At 73.7% G+C, this 16258-nt stretch carries 16 protein-coding genes; 7 read left to right on the forward strand and 9 right to left on the reverse strand.

What is annotated here, in order from left to right; translation table 11 throughout:
• Positions 1-23: 23 nt before the first annotated feature.
• A complete protein-coding gene (locus tag ABTX81_RS01135; RefSeq protein WP_350540804.1) occupies positions 24-929 on the reverse strand; it encodes a hypothetical protein in 906 nt (301 codons plus the stop codon).
• Between the two features lie 331 nt (positions 930-1260).
• Here ABTX81_RS01135 and ABTX81_RS01140 point away from each other — a divergent pair, with 331 nt between their 5' ends.
• A complete protein-coding gene (locus ABTX81_RS01140) occupies positions 1261-1428 on the forward strand; it encodes a DUF8730 family Cys-rich protein (protein WP_350540805.1) in 168 nt (55 codons plus the stop codon).
• A 141-nt stretch (positions 1429-1569) separates the two neighbouring features.
• Here ABTX81_RS01140 and ABTX81_RS01145 read toward each other — a convergent pair whose 3' ends face one another.
• The 3 genes from ABTX81_RS01145 to ABTX81_RS01155 are packed head-to-tail and all read right to left on the reverse strand — an operon-like array spanning position 1570 to position 3696.
• Positions 1570-1959, reverse strand: a complete 390-nt coding sequence (locus tag ABTX81_RS01145) for a DUF302 domain-containing protein (RefSeq protein ID WP_350540806.1) — start codon at positions 1957-1959, stop codon at positions 1570-1572.
• Positions 1960-1999: 40 nt separating this feature from the next.
• A complete protein-coding gene (locus tag ABTX81_RS01150; RefSeq protein WP_350540807.1) occupies positions 2000-2281 on the reverse strand; it encodes a metal-sensitive transcriptional regulator in 282 nt (93 codons plus the stop codon).
• A gap of 29 nt (positions 2282-2310) precedes the next feature.
• Entirely contained in the window at positions 2311-3696 is a 1386-nt protein-coding gene (locus ABTX81_RS01155) for an MBL fold metallo-hydrolase (protein ID WP_350540808.1), read from the reverse strand.
• A 331-nt stretch (positions 3697-4027) separates the two neighbouring features.
• On the opposite strand from ABTX81_RS01155, the gene ABTX81_RS01160 reads away from it, so the two are divergent.
• Genes ABTX81_RS01160 through ABTX81_RS01170 form a run of 3 tightly spaced genes read left to right on the forward strand, consistent with a single transcriptional unit; the run spans position 4028 to position 7658 of the window.
• The gene (locus tag ABTX81_RS01160) at positions 4028-5341 is read left to right on the forward strand and encodes a discoidin domain-containing protein (protein ID WP_350540809.1); all 1314 of its coding nucleotides are present in this window, start codon (positions 4028-4030) and stop codon (positions 5339-5341) included.
• A 2-nt stretch (positions 5342-5343) separates the two neighbouring features.
• Entirely contained in the window at positions 5344-6642 is a 1299-nt protein-coding gene (locus tag ABTX81_RS01165) for an MFS transporter (protein ID WP_350540986.1), read from the forward strand.
• Positions 6639-7658 carry a TolB-like translocation protein gene (locus ABTX81_RS01170; protein WP_350540810.1) on the forward strand — a complete coding sequence of 340 codons (1020 nt, stop codon included), beginning with the start codon at positions 6639-6641 and terminating at the stop codon, positions 7656-7658. The genes ABTX81_RS01165 and ABTX81_RS01170 overlap by 4 nt, the downstream gene beginning before the upstream one ends.
• A 54-nt stretch (positions 7659-7712) precedes the next feature.
• Here ABTX81_RS01170 and ABTX81_RS01175 read toward each other — a convergent pair whose 3' ends face one another.
• Both ABTX81_RS01175 and ABTX81_RS01180 read right to left on the reverse strand, forming a co-directional pair.
• On the reverse strand, positions 7713-8459 hold the full coding sequence (locus ABTX81_RS01175) for an SDR family oxidoreductase (protein ID WP_350540811.1): 747 nt from the start codon (positions 8457-8459) through the stop codon (positions 7713-7715).
• A 150-nt stretch (positions 8460-8609) separates the two neighbouring features.
• Positions 8610-9506 (reverse strand): RNA polymerase sigma-70 factor, encoded by an 897-nt coding sequence (locus tag ABTX81_RS01180; protein WP_350540812.1) that lies wholly within the window; start codon positions 9504-9506, stop codon positions 8610-8612.
• A gap of 153 nt (positions 9507-9659) precedes the next feature.
• Here ABTX81_RS01180 and ABTX81_RS01185 point away from each other — a divergent pair, with 153 nt between their 5' ends.
• Complete coding sequence (locus ABTX81_RS01185) at positions 9660-10109, forward strand: cupin domain-containing protein (protein ID WP_350540813.1); 450 nt, start codon at positions 9660-9662, stop codon at positions 10107-10109.
• Positions 10110-10190: 81 nt separating this feature from the next.
• Here the strand turns inward: ABTX81_RS01185 and ABTX81_RS01190 are convergent, their stop codons facing one another.
• Together ABTX81_RS01190 and ABTX81_RS01195 are read right to left on the reverse strand one after the other, a co-directional pair.
• Entirely contained in the window at positions 10191-10664 is a 474-nt protein-coding gene (locus tag ABTX81_RS01190) for a carboxymuconolactone decarboxylase family protein (protein ID WP_350540814.1), read from the reverse strand.
• 103 nt (positions 10665-10767) lie between these two features.
• On the reverse strand, positions 10768-11223 hold the full coding sequence (locus ABTX81_RS01195; protein WP_350540815.1) for a VOC family protein: 456 nt from the start codon (positions 11221-11223) through the stop codon (positions 10768-10770).
• Positions 11224-11433: 210 nt separating this feature from the next.
• Here ABTX81_RS01195 and ABTX81_RS01200 point away from each other — a divergent pair, with 210 nt between their 5' ends.
• The gene (locus ABTX81_RS01200; protein ID WP_350540816.1) at positions 11434-12459 is read left to right on the forward strand and encodes a polyphosphate kinase 2 family protein; all 1026 of its coding nucleotides are present in this window, start codon (positions 11434-11436) and stop codon (positions 12457-12459) included.
• 9 nt (positions 12460-12468) lie between these two features.
• Positions 12469-15216, forward strand: coding sequence for a cation-translocating P-type ATPase (locus ABTX81_RS01205; RefSeq protein ID WP_350540817.1), 2748 nt, complete (start codon positions 12469-12471; stop codon positions 15214-15216).
• 7 nt (positions 15217-15223) lie between these two features.
• Here the strand turns inward: ABTX81_RS01205 and ABTX81_RS01210 are convergent, their stop codons facing one another.
• Positions 15224-16216 (reverse strand): LacI family DNA-binding transcriptional regulator, encoded by a 993-nt coding sequence (locus tag ABTX81_RS01210; RefSeq protein WP_350540818.1) that lies wholly within the window; start codon positions 16214-16216, stop codon positions 15224-15226.
• Positions 16217-16258 lie beyond the last annotated feature (42 nt).

Below are 16258 nucleotides of genomic sequence, written 5' to 3' on the forward strand. Positions count from 1 at the left end.
TCCAGGGGGAAGAGGGGAGATGGTCAGCGGCCGGAGGTCAGCCAGTCGCGCTGGCGCTTCATCAGCTCGCTCAGCAGGGCCTTGTCCGGGGCGCCCTTCACCTCGACGTCGACCGTGTACTGCACGTCGCCCTGGCTGGAGATGCCGGTCATCGAGCCGGTGTAGGCCTGGTGCTTGGGCTTGTCGATGTACCCGTGGGCGGCGGGGTCGCCGGTGATCTCGATGGCGGGGAGGTCCCTGGTGTCGTTCTTGGCGAAGAACTCCGCCTGCGTGGCGCTCGTGAAGCGCAGCAGGGTGACGGTGACCTCGGCCTTGCCGTCCGCCGTGCGGTAGGTCCGGGTGGCGGCGTCCTTGTACCCGAGCGTGCGGAGGACGCGCATGATGTCCGCTCCGTCGTCGAACTGCTCGATCATCTCCTCGTCGGTCAACGGCATGCCGTCGGCCGGGCCGTAGGACTCGCCGCCCGCGGGGATCGGGAGCAGGAAGTACCGCAGGTCGCCGTCGTGCCGGGCGCCGCTGACCGAGCCCTGGAGGGTGCTCGTCGGAGTGGGCGCGGGTACGGGTGCGGGCGGTGGGGTCGTGGCGGTGGCGGTGGCGGATGCCGAGGGTGACGCCGTCGGGCTCGCACTCGCGGGGGCGACTGCGCGGCCGGCCGTCGCGGCGACGGCCGGCCGGCTCTCGGGCTTGCCGACGGCCACCGTCACGGCGGCGCTGGTCGCGGTGACCGCGAGCAGGCCCGCGGTGGCCAGCGCCACGCCGACGGCGCGCGGAAGCTTCCGTCCCGCGGCGTCCGGCGCCGTCGCCGGCGACGCGGGTGCGGGGTCAGGTGTGGTGGCGGTCTCGGTACCGGGGCCGGGCTCCGCGGAGTGGCCGGATTCCGACCCCTGGGCGGGATCGGCGGCGGGCGGCACGTGATCGTGCGCGGACAAGGGATCCCCCCAGGGAAAGATCAGGATGTATGCGCACGGGCCTCTCATGGGCACCCTGCGGCGGCTCTCATGGCCGCCCGTCGCGCGTCTGGCTGGAATTATGGGAGCGCGCCGGTTCCGCCGCCAACAAGATCAATCACCACACTCCCGCCCAAGGGCCGACCAAAGGGACACGCCGTGATCGAACCGAAATCGATCAGCCCGTGTGCGCCGGCTCCCGGGGGACCCTGTCGGCCCGCCGAGGGGCGTTTTGCGGGGGAAAAATACCCCCACCGGTATACTGGAGGAGTGGGAGAGCCCCTGTCTCCCTCCGGATGCGAGGAGTCCTGTGATGTGCCGACGTACGACGTGCCGGAACTGCGGCAAGGCCAGCTACGCGGGGTGCGGCATGCACGTCGACCAGGTGCTGGCCGGAGTCCCCAAGGCCGACCGCTGCGGCTGCGACCGCGACGCGCAGAAGGGCGGGGGCTTCCTCGCGAGGATCTTCGGCCGCCGCTGAACCCGCGCCGGCCGCTGAGCTCGCGCCGGCCGCTCGATCGGGCCGTGCCGGAGACTCCGGCACGGCCCGATCCGTGCGCGCACCACGAACGACGGCCCGGACCGCCGCGGGGGCGGTCCGGGCCGAAAGGGGGCGGGCGGCTCAGCCGGTGAGCGCCGCCAGCGCGGCGCGCAGCCGGGTGGCCGCCTCGTCGGCGACGGCCTCCAGCGCGGGCTGCCCGCTCACCCGGACCATCACCTGCGGGTCCATCGCCTCGACGACCGTGCGTCCGCCGTCCGCGCGGACCACGACGTTGCACGGCAGCAGCAGTCCGATGCGCCGGTCGGCCTGGAGGGCGCGGTGGGCCAGCGGCGGGTTGCAGGCGCCGAGGATCAGGTAGTCCTCGATCTCCTCGCCGAGCTTGGCCCGCAGGGTCGCGCGGACGTCGATCTCGGTGAGGACGCCGAACCCCTGCTCGGCGAGCGCGCCGCGCACCCGTTCGACGGTCTCGGCGAAGGGCAGGTCGAGGGTGACGGGGATCCCGTACTCCATGGGGTGCTCCATTCCTGGTGGGACAGGTGGGTCAGGTGGGTCAGGTGAGGGCGAGGAACAGCCTCTCCGGTTCGCCCTCACTCATCGCTGGTGTGCCGTCGTCCGCGGCCGTGCACCGGCGCATGCCGCTGGCCACGATCTTGAACCCGGCCCGGTCGAGGGCGCGGGAGGCCGCGGCCCACTGCGTCACGATGTCCCGGCAGTCCCGCCCGGCCTCGGTCATCGCGATCACGCCGGCCGGCTGGCCCTGCGCCCGGCGCAGCCGGTTGAGTACCGCGCCCGCCGCGTCGTCGTCGACCCGTACGGCCGTTTCCTTCGCCATGCCGTTCTCCGTGCTCGTGGCCGCGCCGCTCAGACGGCCGCCGGCCGGTGCGCCGCGTCCCAGGCGGCGTAGCCGCCCAGCAGGTCGGCGACCTGGTCGAGGCCGTGGTGGCGCAGCAGGCTGGCGGCGATGGAGGAGCGGTGGCCGCCGGCGCAGTGGACGACCAGCGACCGGTCCCGGGGGATCTCCGCGAGGCGGCCGGGGAGCTCGTTGAGGGGGATGTGCACGGAGCCCTCGACGGCGCCCTCCGCGCGCTCGCCACAGGTGCGGACGTCGATCACCAGCGGGGGGAGGTCGGCGGCGAGGGCGGTGCGCAGCTGGTCGACGGTGAGGCGGGCGGCGGGGGCGAGGTCCTCGGCGAGCGCGGCCAGGCTCGTCCCGGGATCGGCCAGGTGGCCGACGGTGCGGTCGAAGCCGATGCGGGCGAGGCGGGTGACGATCTCGCCCTCGCGGCCGTCCGGCGCGACGACGAGCAGCGCGGAGTCCGGGCCGAGCATCGCGCCGGCCTGTTCGGCGAAGCGGCCGTCGGCGGGGACGTTGACGGCGCCGCGCAGGTGTCCGGCGGCGAACTCCTGCGGGTCGCGGGCGTCGACCACCACCGCGCCCTCGCTCCGGCGGGCCGCGAACTCCTCGGCGGTCAGCGGGCGGTGGGCGAGCGCGGCGTCGAACAGGCCGCGGTCCTGCCGGTTGAGGGCGGCGTCGTGGCCGAAGTACCCGGGCGCGGCGGACTGTCCGGCGGTGACGATCGCGACGAAGTCCTCCTCGCTCATCGGCGCGCAGGCGTAGTTGGTGGCGCGCTGCGCGCCGATGGTGGACTGGCGCTCGGTGGACAGGTTCTTGCCGCAGGACGAGCCGGCGCCGTGGGCGGGGAAGACCCGGACCTCGTCGGGCAGCGCCATCAGCTTGTGCTGGACGCTGTGGTGGAGCATCCGGCCGAGCTCCTCGGCCGTGCTGCCCGCCGAGGCCAGCAGGTCGGGGCGGCCGACGTCGCCGATGAACAGCGCGTCGCCGGTCAGCACGCCGTAGGGGACGGTGTCGCCGGTGTGCTCGAACACCAGGACGCTGATGGACTCGGGGGTGTGCCCGGGGGTCTCCATGATCTGCAGGGCGACCCCGCCCAGGTCGATCCGCTCCCCGTCGGCGAGCTTGCGGATCGGGTACTCGGTCACCGCGCGGCTCCCGTAGCCGATCCACGCGCCGGTGCGGGCCGCCAGCTCCAGGTGGCCGGCCAGGAAGTCGGCGTGGAAGTGGGTGTTGATGACGGCCTCGACGGTGAAGCCGTGCGCCTCGGCGTCGGCGACGTACTCGTCGATGTCCCGGCGCGGGTCGATCACCACGGCGCGGCCGGTGGTCTCGTCGGCGACCAGGTAGGAGGCCTGGGAGAGGCAGTCGAGGTAGTACTGGGCGAAGAACACGTGGATCGCTCCTGCAACCGATTCCAAAATACCCAGTGGGGTATCCGTACGCTCTCCACCATACCCCCGGGGGTAAATTTCGGCGAAGGGTGCCGTCGGCGCGGTCGGGTCGGGGTGGGGCGGGAGCGGGCCGGGGGAGAGGCCCGGTGTCCGGATCCGGACGGGAGTTCGACGCGCAGGCGCTATTGTCAGGAAACTTTACTTTCTACTACGCTCCCCTCGCCGGTGGGCGCGTGCGTGGTGCGCACCGGCGTCCAGCACTCACCGTTTCCCAAGGTCAGGGAGTCCAAGGATGCGTCCGGGTGTCTCGGTAAGGCCTGTTCATGTCGGTGTGTTCGCCGCCGTCCTCGTGCTGATCGGCGGTCTGGTGCTCGGGTGGTCCGGGCGGGCGGGAGCGGCGGCCGATCCGCTGCTCTCGCGGGGGAAGGCCGCGACGGCCTCCTCCACGGAGGGGTCGTCGTACGCGGCCGGCAAGGCGTTCGACGGCAGTTCCACCACGCGGTGGGCGAGCGAGGAGGGCAAGGACCCGCAGTGGCTGCGGGTGGATCTCGGGGCGGACGCCACCGTCTCGCGGGTGAAGCTGAGCTGGGAGGCCGCGTACGCGAAGGCCTACCGGCTGGAGGTGTCGGCGGACGGGGTGACCTGGACGGCGATCGCGGAGGAGAAGGCCGGCAACGGCGGGACGGACGACTGGACGGGCCTGTCCGGCAAGGGCCGCTACGTCCGGATGTACGGCACGGCGCGCGGCACCTCGTACGGCTACTCGCTGTTCGAGCTGGAGGTGTACGGGAGCCTCGGCACCGGGCCGTCGCCGACCGGGCCCACGCCCACCGGGCCCTCCGGCGGGTCGTTCACCGTGGTCGCGGCCGGCGACATCGCCGCGCAGTGCACCGCCTCCGACAGCGGCTGCGCGCACCCGAAGACCGCCGCGCTGGCCCAGCGGATCGACCCGCGCTTCTACCTGACGATGGGTGACAACCAGTACGACGACGCCAGGTTGGCCGACTTCAAGAACTACTACGACAAGAGCTGGGGCGCGTTCAAGGCGAAGACCCACCCGGTGCCGGGCAACCACGAGACCTACGACCCGGCCGGGGCGATGGCCGGCTACAAGTCCTACTTCGGCAGCATCGCCTATCCGCAGGGCAAGAGCTGGTACAGCTTCGACGAGGGCAACTGGCACTTCGTCGCGCTGGACTCCAACGCCTTCGACCAGAGCGCCCAGATCGACTGGCTGAAGGCCGACCTGGCGGCCAACGCCAAGAAGTGCGTCGCCGCCTACTGGCACCACCCGCTGTTCTCCTCGGGCGGGCACGGCAACGACCCGGTCTCCCGCCCGGTGTGGCGGATCCTCTACGACGCCCGGGCCGACCTGGTGCTGAACGGGCACGACCACCACTACGAGCGGTTCGCCCCGCAGGACCCGGACGGCCGGGCCACCGCGGACGGCATCGTCGAGATCGTCGGCGGGATGGGCGGCGCCGAGCCGTACCCGATCGAGCAGGTCCAGCCCAACAGCCAGAAGCGGATCAGCGGTGACTACGGCGTGCTGAAGCTGGACCTCACCGACTCCGGGTACGGCTGGAGCTACGTGGGCACGGACGGTCAGGTCAAGGACACCGGCCCGAGCTACAACTGCCACTGATGATGTACCTGGCCACCACCGGCCGCCGCCCGGACGCGCCGCCCCGCCCCGCCGGGGTGGGGCGGCGCGTCCCCGGTACGGTCGTCGCGCTCGGAGCGGTCAGCCTGGTCACCGACGTCTCCTCGGAGATGGTCACCGCGGTGCTGCCGCTCTACCTGGTGCTGGGCCTCGGCCTCTCACCCCTCCAATTCGGTTTCCTCGACGGGCTGTTCAACGGCGCCACCGCGCTGGTCCGGCTGCTCGGCGGCCGGCTCGCCGACCGTGGCGGCGGCCGCCACCGGACGGTCGCCGGGGCGGGCTACCTGCTCTCCGCGCTCTCCCGGCTCGGGCTGCTGCTGGCCGGCGGCGCGGCCGGCGGGATCGCCGCCGCGCTGGCCGCCGACCGGCTCGGCAAGGGCGTGCGGACCGCCCCCCGGGACGCGCTGATCACCCTCAGCGCACCGCCGGAGGCACTCGGCCGGGCCTTCGGCGTGCACCGGGCGATGGACACCACTGGGGCGCTGCTCGGTCCGCTGGTCGCGTTCGTGGTGCTGTGGGCGACGGCGGACGCGTACGACGCCGTCTTCGTGGTCAGCTTCGCCACCGGCCTGCTGGGCGTCCTGGTGCTGCTGCTCTTCGTCCCGGCCGGTGCGGCCCCGATCCGCACGGCCCCGATCCGCACGGCCCCGGCCCGCCCGGTCCCGGCCCGTACGCCGATGCCGGTGGCGGCCGCGCCGAAACCCGCGCGGCCGAAGCACCGGCCGCTGCGCGACCCCGTCTTCCGCCGGGTGACCGCAGCCGCCGCGCTGCTGGGCGCCGCGACCGTCGGCGACTCCTTCCTCTACCTGCTCCTCCAGCGCGGCCTGGACCTCTCGCCCATGCTCTTCCCGCTGCTGCCGCTCGGCGCGGCGGCCTGCTACCTGCTGCTGGCCGTCCCGGCCGGGCGGCTCGCCGACCGCACCGGGCGGCGGACCCCGTTCCTCCTCGGGCACGGCGCCCTGCTCGCGGCCTACCTCACCCTGCTGGCGCCGCTCGGCCGGGCGACCGCCGTGGTCGTCCTGGTCCTGCTCGGCGTCTTCTACGCCGCCACCGACGGCGTGCTGATGGCGCTGGCCGGGCCGGTCCTGCCGGCGGAGGGCCGGGCGGGCGGGCTCGCGGTGCTGCAGACCGGGCAGGCACTGGCCCGGCTGGTCGGGGCGGCCGGGTTCGGCGTCGCCTGGACGTGGTGGGGGCCGCGTCCGGCGCTGCTGGCGGCCGCCCTCGCGCTGGCGGCCGCCCTCGCCGCCGCCTGGCGGATCCTGCCCGGAAGGAACACCCCATGACCCCGCCCGCGACCGTCAAGGCGCGCTCGACCGTCCTGGTCCTCGCGGTCCTCGTCCTGCTGGGCGGTTCGCTCGGCTACGTCCTGCACGCCCGCGAGCGTGGCGGCGGGCCCCGACTCGTCGCGGCGGAGGCCTCGTTCACCCTGAACGAGCCCGGCCTCTACTACCGCGACGGCGCCACCGGACGGGTCGCCCGCACCCCGGGCGCACCGGACGGGCCGTCCTGCGCGCGGTTCTACGCGGCGGGGGAGCGGGCCCTGTGCCTGCGGGCGCTGCCCGGCACCCCGGCCCGCACCCAGGCGGTGGTCTACGACCGGGCGTTCACCGAACTGCGGACGGTGACCGTCCCCGGCATCCCCAACCGGGCCCGGGTCTCGCCCTCCGGACAGGTGCTCTCCTGGACCACCTTCGCGGTCGGGGACTCCTACGCGGCGAGCGGCTTCTCCACCCGCACCTCGATCCTGGACCTGCGCACCGGCTACCTGGTCAAGTCGATCGAGGAGATCCCGCTGACCGTCGGCGGCAGCCGCTACCACGCCGCCGACGTCAACTACTGGGGCGTCAACTTCGCCGCCGACGACAACCGCTTCTACGCCACCGTCGCGACCGGCGGCCGCACCCACCTGGTCGAGGGCGACCTCGGGGCGTGGTCGGCCCGCACCCTGCGGGAGAACGTCGAGTGTCCCTCGCTCTCCCCGGACGGCACCCGGATCGCCTTCAAGAAGAAGGTCTCGGAGGACCCGGCCGCCCCCTGGCGGCTGTATGTGCTCGACCTGGCGGACCTGCGGGAGCACCCGACGGCCGAGTCGCACAGCGTCGACGACCAGGCGGCCTGGCTGGACGACGCCACCCTCGGCTACGCCCTGCCGGCCCGGGAGGGCAAGGGCGGCGACCTCTGGTCCGTCCCCGCGGACGGCAGCGGCGCACCGCGGCTGCTGGTCCCCGGCGGCTCCTCGCCGGTCGCCGTAGCGCCGGCCGCCGTGCCGCCGGCCGACGCGCCGGCGCCGCCCCGCTGAGCGGGCGGGACGGCCCGCACGCACCGGCGCGTGCGGGCCGTCCCACCGGCGGACTCAGCGCTGCCCGGCCAGCCAGTCGGCGAACCGGGCCTCGGCCAGCCGCGCCCCCGGGCCGGGCAGCAGCGTGCTCTCCGCCAGCTCGGCGCCGAAGTAGCGGGCGCCGGGGTCCGTCACCACCGTGCGCGGGTCGTCCGTCCCGGCCAGCGCCGTGCGCACCAGCTCGTCCAGCCCGAAGACCTCGGGGCCGGCCACCTCCACCACACCGTTCACCGGCGCGCCGACGGCCGTGCGGCCCACGGCGGCGGCCACGTCGTCGGAGCGGATCGGCTGGATCTTCGCGGCGGACAGCCGCACGGTGTCCCCGTCGGTCGCCGCCGCCGCGATGCCCTTGGCGAACTCGAAGAACTGGGTGGCGTGGACGATCGAGTAGGGCAGGCCGGAGGCCTTGATCAGTTCCTCCTGCGCCTGCTTGGCGCGGAAGTAGCCGCTCTGCTGGAGCCGTTCGGTGCCGACCACCGAGAGCGCCACATGGTGGCCCACCCCGGCGTCCGCCCCGGCCTTCAGCAGGTTGGCGGTCGAGGTTCGGAAGAACTCCAGGACGGCGTCGTCCTCGAACGACGGGGAGTTCGACACGTCGACCAGCACGGCGGCGCCCTCCAGGACCTCGGCCAGGCCCTCGCCGGTCAGCGTGTCGACACCGGTGCTCGGCGCGGCCGGCACCGCCTCGTGGCCCTGCTCCCCGAGCCCGGCGACCAGCTTGGAGCCGATGAGTCCGGTACCACCGATCACGACGACCTTCATGGGGGATCCTCTCTGAGACGTGTTCCGGTTCCCGCGGGCGGCCCGGCCGGCCCTGGACGCGCGCCGGCCGGCCCCGCCCGCACCAGTAAGACAGGGAGGTCCCCGGATCTGTGACAACGACCCCGGGCGAACCGGGTGGTGTCGGCGGGATCAGCCGTCCAGCGAGGCCACGAAGGGCGCCAGCCTGACCGGGTTCATCACCCACATGATCCGCTCGATCCCCATGGCGGAGACGTCCAGGCAGAGCAGGGCCGTCGCGCCGCCGCCGGACGAGACCAGGACGGCGGGCAGCCCGTTGGCCTCCACCCACCGCAGCTGTGTCCCGGGCCAGAAGCGCGGCGCGAAGGCCGCCAGGTACCTGGCCACGACGGGGCGGCCCACCACCGGGATCCGGGAGGCGCCCCGGGTGCCCCCGCCGTCGGAGTAGCTGACCACGTCCGCCGCGAGCAGCTTCTCCAGCACCGCCAGGTCGCCGGTCCGCGCCGCGCCGACGAAGACCTCCAGCAGCCGCCGGTGCTCGGCGCGGTCCACCCGCTCCCGGCGCGCGGCGGCCAGGTGCTTGCGCGCCCGGCTCACCAGCTGGCGGGCGTTGGCCTCGCTGGTCTCCACGATCTCCGCGATCCGCCCGTACGGGTAGTCGAAGGCCTCGCGGAGCACGTACGCCGCCCGCTCCACCGGGTTGAGCCGCTCCAGGAGCAGCAGGACGGCCAGTTCCACCGCCTCGGCGCGCTCGGCGCCGAGCTGGGGATCGGCCCGGGTGTCGACCGGGTCCGGGAGCCACGGCCCGACGTAGGACTCCCGCCGCACCCGGGCCGACTGGGCGAGGTTGATGGCCAGCCGGGTGGTGATGGTGGCCAGGAACGCGGCCGGGTCGAGGACCTCCGCGTGGTCGGTGCCCCGCCACCGCAGCCAGGTCTCCTGGAGGATGTCCTCGGCCTCCGAGGTGCTGCCGAGCACCCGGTACACGATCCCGAACAGCTGAGGGCGGACCGCGAGGAAGTCCCGGGTCGCCGGGTCGAGCGGGTCGGGTTCCGCGGCGGCCTGCATGGTGGGTCTCCTCCGGCTTCGTACGGTGCGTGCGGCGGGCAAGTGCGGACCCGGGCGGGCGTGTCACAGAACCGCGCGCTCCGTGGTCAGTACTGTCGAACGGTCGGGGGCGCGGGCCCCGGGGGAGGGCCGACGCACGGAAGGAACGAGCGTATGACGGAGCAGGACCGGGCGGCCGGGCACGGAGCCGGCGGGCACGGCGGACCGGCGGGCTGGACGACGGCGGCGCGGATGCTGCAGGACGCCTCGCCGATCACCGTCCCCGAGGGCGCCTCGGCGATGACGGTGCTCATCGAGTGGGAGCCGGGCGACCCGGGCACCCCGCCGCACCGCCACTCGGGTCCGGCGTTCGGGTACGTCATCGAGGGCGCCGTCCGCTTCGAACTCGAGGGCGAGCCCGAGCGGATCGTCGAGGCCGGCGGCACCTTCTGGGAGCCCGGCGGCGACGTGATCCACTACCAGGACGGCAACGCCCTCGCGGACGCGCGCACCCGGTTCGTGGTGACCATGATGTGCGCGCCGGGCCGGCCGATGCTCGAACTGGTCGACGAGGACGAGCTGGAGAAGCGCGCCCACCTGCGCGCGCCCCGCCCGGCCGGCTGAGCCGGCCCCGCCCGGACACCCGAAGCCGGCCGCGGCCCTTACGGGGGCGGCGGCCGGTGGGAGCGCCGGACCGGCGCCGGCTCAGCCGAACTGGCCGGGCTGGTAGGCCCCGGCGGGCTGCCGGTTGATGACGTTGATCCGGTTGTAGGCGTTGATCACGGCGATCAGCGAGATCAGCGCGGCCAGCTGGTCCTCGTCGTAGTGCTTGGCGGCGTTCTCCCAGGCCTCGTCGGTGACGCCGCCGGCGGCGTCCGCGATCCGGGTGCCCTGCTCCGCCAGCTCCAGCGCGGCGCGCTCGGCCTCGGTGAAGACGGTGGCCTCCCGCCAGGCCGCCACCAGGTTCAGCCGCTGGGCGCTCTCGCCCGCGTGCGCGGCGTCCTTGGTGTGCATGTCGGTGCAGAAGCCGCAGCCGTTGATCTGGCTCGCGCGGAGCTTCACCAGCTCCTGCGTCGCGTGCGGCAGGCCCGAGTCCGACAGCGCCTTGCCGGCCGAGTTGAAGTGCCGCAGGACCTTGGCCCCGACGCCGTTGTGGAAGTAGTCGAGACGGGCGTCCATGGTGTGCTCCTCGTGTCGTGGGGATTCACCCTGTTGACCGGACGGCGCGGCGGAATGTGACGCGGCCGCGGCGTGACCTGCGCCACACCCGCGACCCGGAGTCCTAAACGACGCAGAACTCGTTGCCCTCCGGATCCTGCAGGACGACGGCGTAGTACGCCATGTCCGGCTCGTCCATGATCCGCAGCACGGTGGCGCCGGCGCCGGTGAGCCGTTCCACCGTGGCGGTGACCCGACGGGTGCGGACGGCCGGCGGTACCTCGCGCCCGCCGCCCACCTTCAGGTCGAGGTGCACCCGGTTCTTGGCGGTCTTCGGTTCGGGGACCCGCTGGAACCACACCCTCGGCCCCCGCCCCGCCGGATCGACGATCGACTCCGGCGTCTCCCCGGCGCCGTCGGACAGTTCCCCGGCGGGCACCCCCATGTCCGCCCAGTACTCCCGCCAGGTGGCGTGGCCGCCCGGCGGCGGCTCCGGAACGTACCCCAGGGCCTCCGCCCAGAAGGCCACCAGCCGCCGCGGGTCGGCGCAGTCGATCACCAGCTGCAGTGTCATCTCCATGCCCGGAGGATGCCAGGCGGCGACGGCATCGGCCGAAGCGGAGCGCGGGACATCCCCATCGTCGACCCGGGCCGTCGGTGCCGCCACACCCGGCCGCCGGACGGGCGACCGGGGCCACCGGACGGACGCCGCCGGATTGCCGCCGCCGTACCGCGGGCCGCAGCGTGACAGCAGCACGCGCGCGACGCCCGCCGGACCCGGGAGGTACTGGTGCAGGAGAAGCCGGACGCGAGGTCGGCCGCCCGCATCGCGAAGTTCGTCAAGCCGCTGCGGGTGAAGCCCGGCTCGACCGTGGACCTCGCGGAGGACTTCGATCCCCGCTTCAAGGCGGGCATGCGCAAGCGCGAGGGCGTGGAACTGCTGCGCACCGGCGTGTCGTTGCTGGCCGAGTACCAGGCCCGGCTGGCCGCCCAGGACTCCGAGGCCGTGCTGCTCTGCCTCCAGGCGCTCGACGCCGGCGGGAAGGACGGGACGATCCGGCACGTCATGAGCGGGGTGAACCCGCAGGGCGTCCATGTGAGCAGCTTCAAGGTGCCGTCCGCCGAGGAGCTCGACCACGACTACCTGTGGCGGTACGCGCGCCGGCTCCCGGCCCGCGGCGAGATCGGGATCTTCAACCGGTCGCACTACGAGGAGGTCCTCGTCGTACGGGTCCACCCGGAGAACCTCGACCGGCAGAAGCTGCCGGAGGAGGCGAAGGGTCCGGATGTGTGGGACCGCCGCTACCGGGAGATCAACGACTGGGAACGCCACCTCTGCGACAACGGGTTCAAGGTCGTCAAGATCTTCCTGAACCTCTCCAAGGAGGAGCAGCGCATCCGCTTCCTGAAGCGGATCGACGTGCCGGAGAAGAATTGGAAGTTCTCCGCGGCCGACATCCGCGAACGCGAGCGGTGGGACGACTACCAGCGGGCGTTCTCCGGGATGCTGTCGGCCACCAGCACGCCGTGGGCCCCCTGGTACGTGGTGCCGGCCGACCGCAAGTGGTTCGCGCGCATCTGCGCGGCGGCGGTGCTCGCGCACGCGCTGATGACGATCGATCCGCAGTACCCGGCGGTCGACGCGCGGGCCCGGAAGGACCTGCTCGCGGCCAGGCGCCGGCTGGAGGGCGAGGCGCCCGGGGGCGCGGCGCGCGACCCGTACGCGGCGCGGCACCGGACCGACCGACGGCCCAGGGCGGAGCGAGCGCGGCGGACCGGCCCCGGCCGAGCGCGGCGGACCGACCCAGGATCTTGAGGAGCGACGATGACGGAGCAGGCCGACCCCGCAGGGCGGGAAGCCCGGGAACCGTGGTACGCCCGGCCCCCCGAGGAGGTCGCGGCGCGGTTCGGGGTGGACCCGGCGGTGGGGCTCACCGGCACCCGGGCGGCCGAGCTGCTCGCCGCGAACGGGCCGAACGCGCTCCCCGAGGAGAAGCCGAGGCCCGGGTGGCTGCGCTTCCTCGACCAGTACCGCAGCTACATGCAGATCATCCTGGTGGCGTCGGCGGTGGTCTCTCTGGCGATCAAGGAGTGGACGACCGCGATCCTGCTCCTGGTGCTGACGCTGTTCAACGCGGTCGTCGGCCTGCGCCAGGAGGGCAAGGCCGAGAGCGCGATGAACACGCTGAAGTCGATGATGGAGGCGACGGCCCGGGTCCGGCGGGACGGCACCGAGACCGAGATCCCGGCGGAGCGGCTGGTGGCGGGCGACGTCGTGCTGATCTCGGCCGGCGACGAGGTCCCGGCGGACGGGCGGATCGTCGAGGCCAGCGCCCTGCAGATCGACGAGTCGGCGCTGACCGGCGAGAGCGTCCCGGCGGTGAAGGACGCGGGCACGCTGCCGGCCGAGCGGCTCGGGCCCGGCGACCAGACCAACATGGCGTTCATGAACACCCCGGTCACGCACGGCAGCGGACTGCTCGTCGTCACCGCGACGGGATCCGGTACCGAACTGGGGAAGATCTCCGGGATGCTGTCGGCCACCGAGAAGGAGCAGTCGCCGCTCACCAGGGAGCTCAACACCCTCACGCTGTGGATCGCGGCGGCGGCCGGCCTGACCATGGTCGTGATGTTCGCCCTCGGCCGCAGCCGCGACCAGGCGTGGGACGCCCTGTTCGTCAGCGCGGTCTCGCTGGCCGTCGCCGCGATCCCGGAGGCGCTGCCGACGGTCAGCCAGGTGATCCTCTCGGTCGGCAGCCTCAACCTGGCCAAGCGCCACGCGATCGTCAAGGAACTGCCGTCGGTCGAGACGCTCGGCTTCACCTCGGCCATCAACTCGGACAAGACCGGCACCTTGACGATGAACCAGATGACCGTCGTCGAGGTGCTCAGCCCCACCGACCGCTACACCGTCTCCGGCACCGGCTACCGCCTCGACGGAAAGGTCCACCACGCGGCCGGCACCTCGGCGGGCATCGAGGACGCCGTCGTGCCCTACCTGATCGCGAACGACGCCAAGCTGGTGGAGGGCCAGGTGGTGGGAGACCCGACCGAGGGCGCCCTGCTCGTCCTGGGCCACAAGGCCGGGCTGGACATCGAGGCCACCCGCGAGCGCTTCCCCCGGCTCGCCACACTCCCGTTCGACCCGGGCTACAAACTGATGGCCACTTTCAACGAGGCGAAGGACGCGGACGGCCGGCCGGTGGTGCGGTGCTTCGTGAAGGGCGCGGCCCCGGCCGTGACGGCCCGCGCCACCACCGCGCTCGCGGCCGGGGTGGCCATCCCCTGGGACCAGGACCTCGGCGCGCGGGTCCGGGCGCAGACCGAGCGGATGGGCGGCGAGGGGCTGCGGGTGATGGCCGGGGCGGTCCGCGACCTCGACCCGGCGGACTTCGACCCGGACGGCGACCTGCTGGCGCTCGTCACCGACCTGCGGATGACCAGCCTGGTGGGCATGGTCGACCCGCCGCGCGAGGAGTCGAAGGCCGCGGTCGCCAGCGCGCGGGCCGCCCACATCCGGGTCCGCATGGTGACGGGCGACGACGTCACCACCGGTGCGGCCATCGCCCGCCAACTCGGCATCCACGGCGAGTCCATGCTCGGCGCGGACTTCGCCGCGCTGTCCGAGGCCGAGCGGCTGGCCCGGATCGACGCCGTCGGCGTGGTCGGCCGGGTCGCGCCCGAGCACAAGGTCCTGCTCGCCGCCACGCTCAAGCAGAAGGGCGACGTGGTCGCGATGACCGGCGACGGGGTGAACGACGCGCCCGCCATCAAGGCCGCCGACATCGGCATCGCGATGGGCAGCGGCACCGACGTCGCCAAGAACGCGGGCCGCATGGTCCTCGCCGACGACAACTTCGCCACCATCGTGCACGCCGTGGCGGAGGGCCGGAAGCTCTACGACAACCTCACCAAGTACATCCGGTTCGTCCTGGTGCTGCTGGTGACCTTCGTGCTGACGTTCCTCGGGGCCACGGTCTTCGACCTCGCGGCGGGGGAGCCGTTCACCCCCGCGCAGGTGCTGTGGATCCACTTCGTCGTCAACGCCCCGTTCGGCTTCGCGCTGGGCTTCGACCGGGAGAGCCCCGGTCTGATGCGGCGCACCCCGCGCCCGCGCGGCGAGACGGTGCTGACCGGGCCCGTGGTGCTCACCGTCGGGCTCGCCGGGTCGGCGATCGCGGCCGCCCTGCTCGCGTTGATCAAGCTGGGCGAGGCGCACTACGGAAGCCTGGCGATCGGCAACTCGATCGCGTTCACCGCCTTCGCGCTCTGTCTCATCGTGGCGGCCTACGAGTGCCGCAGCGAGCGCGAGTCGGTGCTGACCGTCAGCACCTTCGACAGCCGGCAGATGAACACCGCCGCCCTGGCGGAGTTCGTCCTGGCGGTGCTGGTCACCCAGATGGACGCCTTCCACCGGATCCTCGGGACCACCGAACTCGACGCCCGGCAGTTCGGCTGGGCCCTGCTGGCGGCCGTCGCGCTCCTGCTGCTGTGGGAGCTGGGCAAGCTGTCGGCCCGCCGCCGGGCGGGCGCCCGCGGCACCGTGGTCCGTGCGGCGGGGCCTGCCGATTGACGCCGGGTCAGGAGCCGGTGTCCGTCGAGGCGCGGACCACGAGCTGGGGCTGGAAGCGCTCGACCCGCTCGGTCCGTTCGCGGCTCGGCGCCTGAAGGAGGGTCAGCGCGCGTTCGGCCATCGCGGAGAGCGGGTGGCGGATGGAGGTGATGGGCGGGTCGAAGAGTTCGAGTATCTCGGTGTCGTCGAAGCCGGTGACGGCGATCTTCCCGGGCACGGGGACCGAGGAGCGGTGCAGCGTGCTGACCAGCCCGACGGCGAGGACGTCCGCGCCGCAGACCACCGCGTCGATCCGGTCGCGCTGTTCGACGATGCGCCGCCCCGCCGTCCGGCCGGCGTCGGTGGTGAAGTTGGGCAGCAGGACGGTCGTGGCGCCGTCGCCCTGGAGCTCGGTGAAGGCCGCGAGCCGCTCCGCGCCCGAGGAGGAGGCCTGGTCCGCGGCGACCAGCGCGATCCGGTGACGGCCCGTCTGTTCCAGGTGGTCGACCAGCAGTCGGACGGCGGCCGCGTTGTCGAGGGTGACCGCGACGGTGCCGGATCCCTCGGCCCAGCGGTCGAACAGGACGACGGGGCGCCGGGCGGCGGCGTTGCGGATCGCCGGCCCGGACTCGCCGGCCGACACCGGGACGACGAACAGGCCGTCGACCCGCCCGCCGAGCAGGGTGTCGATCTGCTCGGCCTCGATCGCCGGGTCGTTCGCCGCGTCGGAGACCACCAGCGTGCCGCCGGCCGCCCGGACGTGCTGGGCGATCGCGTCGGCGAGCTGGACGAAGTACGGGTTGGCGAGCGAGGGGACGACCACGCCGACGGTGCCGGTGGTGCCGGTGCGCAGGGCGCGGGCCGAGTGGTTGGCCTGGTAGCCGAGCCGGTGGGCGGCCTCCTCGACGCGGCGGGCGAGCTCGGGGTCGACGTTGCGCGGCGTACCGGCGAGTACCCGTGAGGCCGTCGCGCGGGAGACGCCGGCGGCCTCGGCCACGTCGAGGAGTCGGGGCGCTGTCACGTGGGTGTCCTTCGGGATCGGTGAGCGGGGAGTGGCCACGAC

The sequence above is a fragment of the Kitasatospora sp. NPDC097605 genome (assembly GCF_040302725.1).
In the GTDB taxonomy this organism is placed as follows: domain Bacteria; phylum Actinomycetota; class Actinomycetes; order Streptomycetales; family Streptomycetaceae; genus Kitasatospora.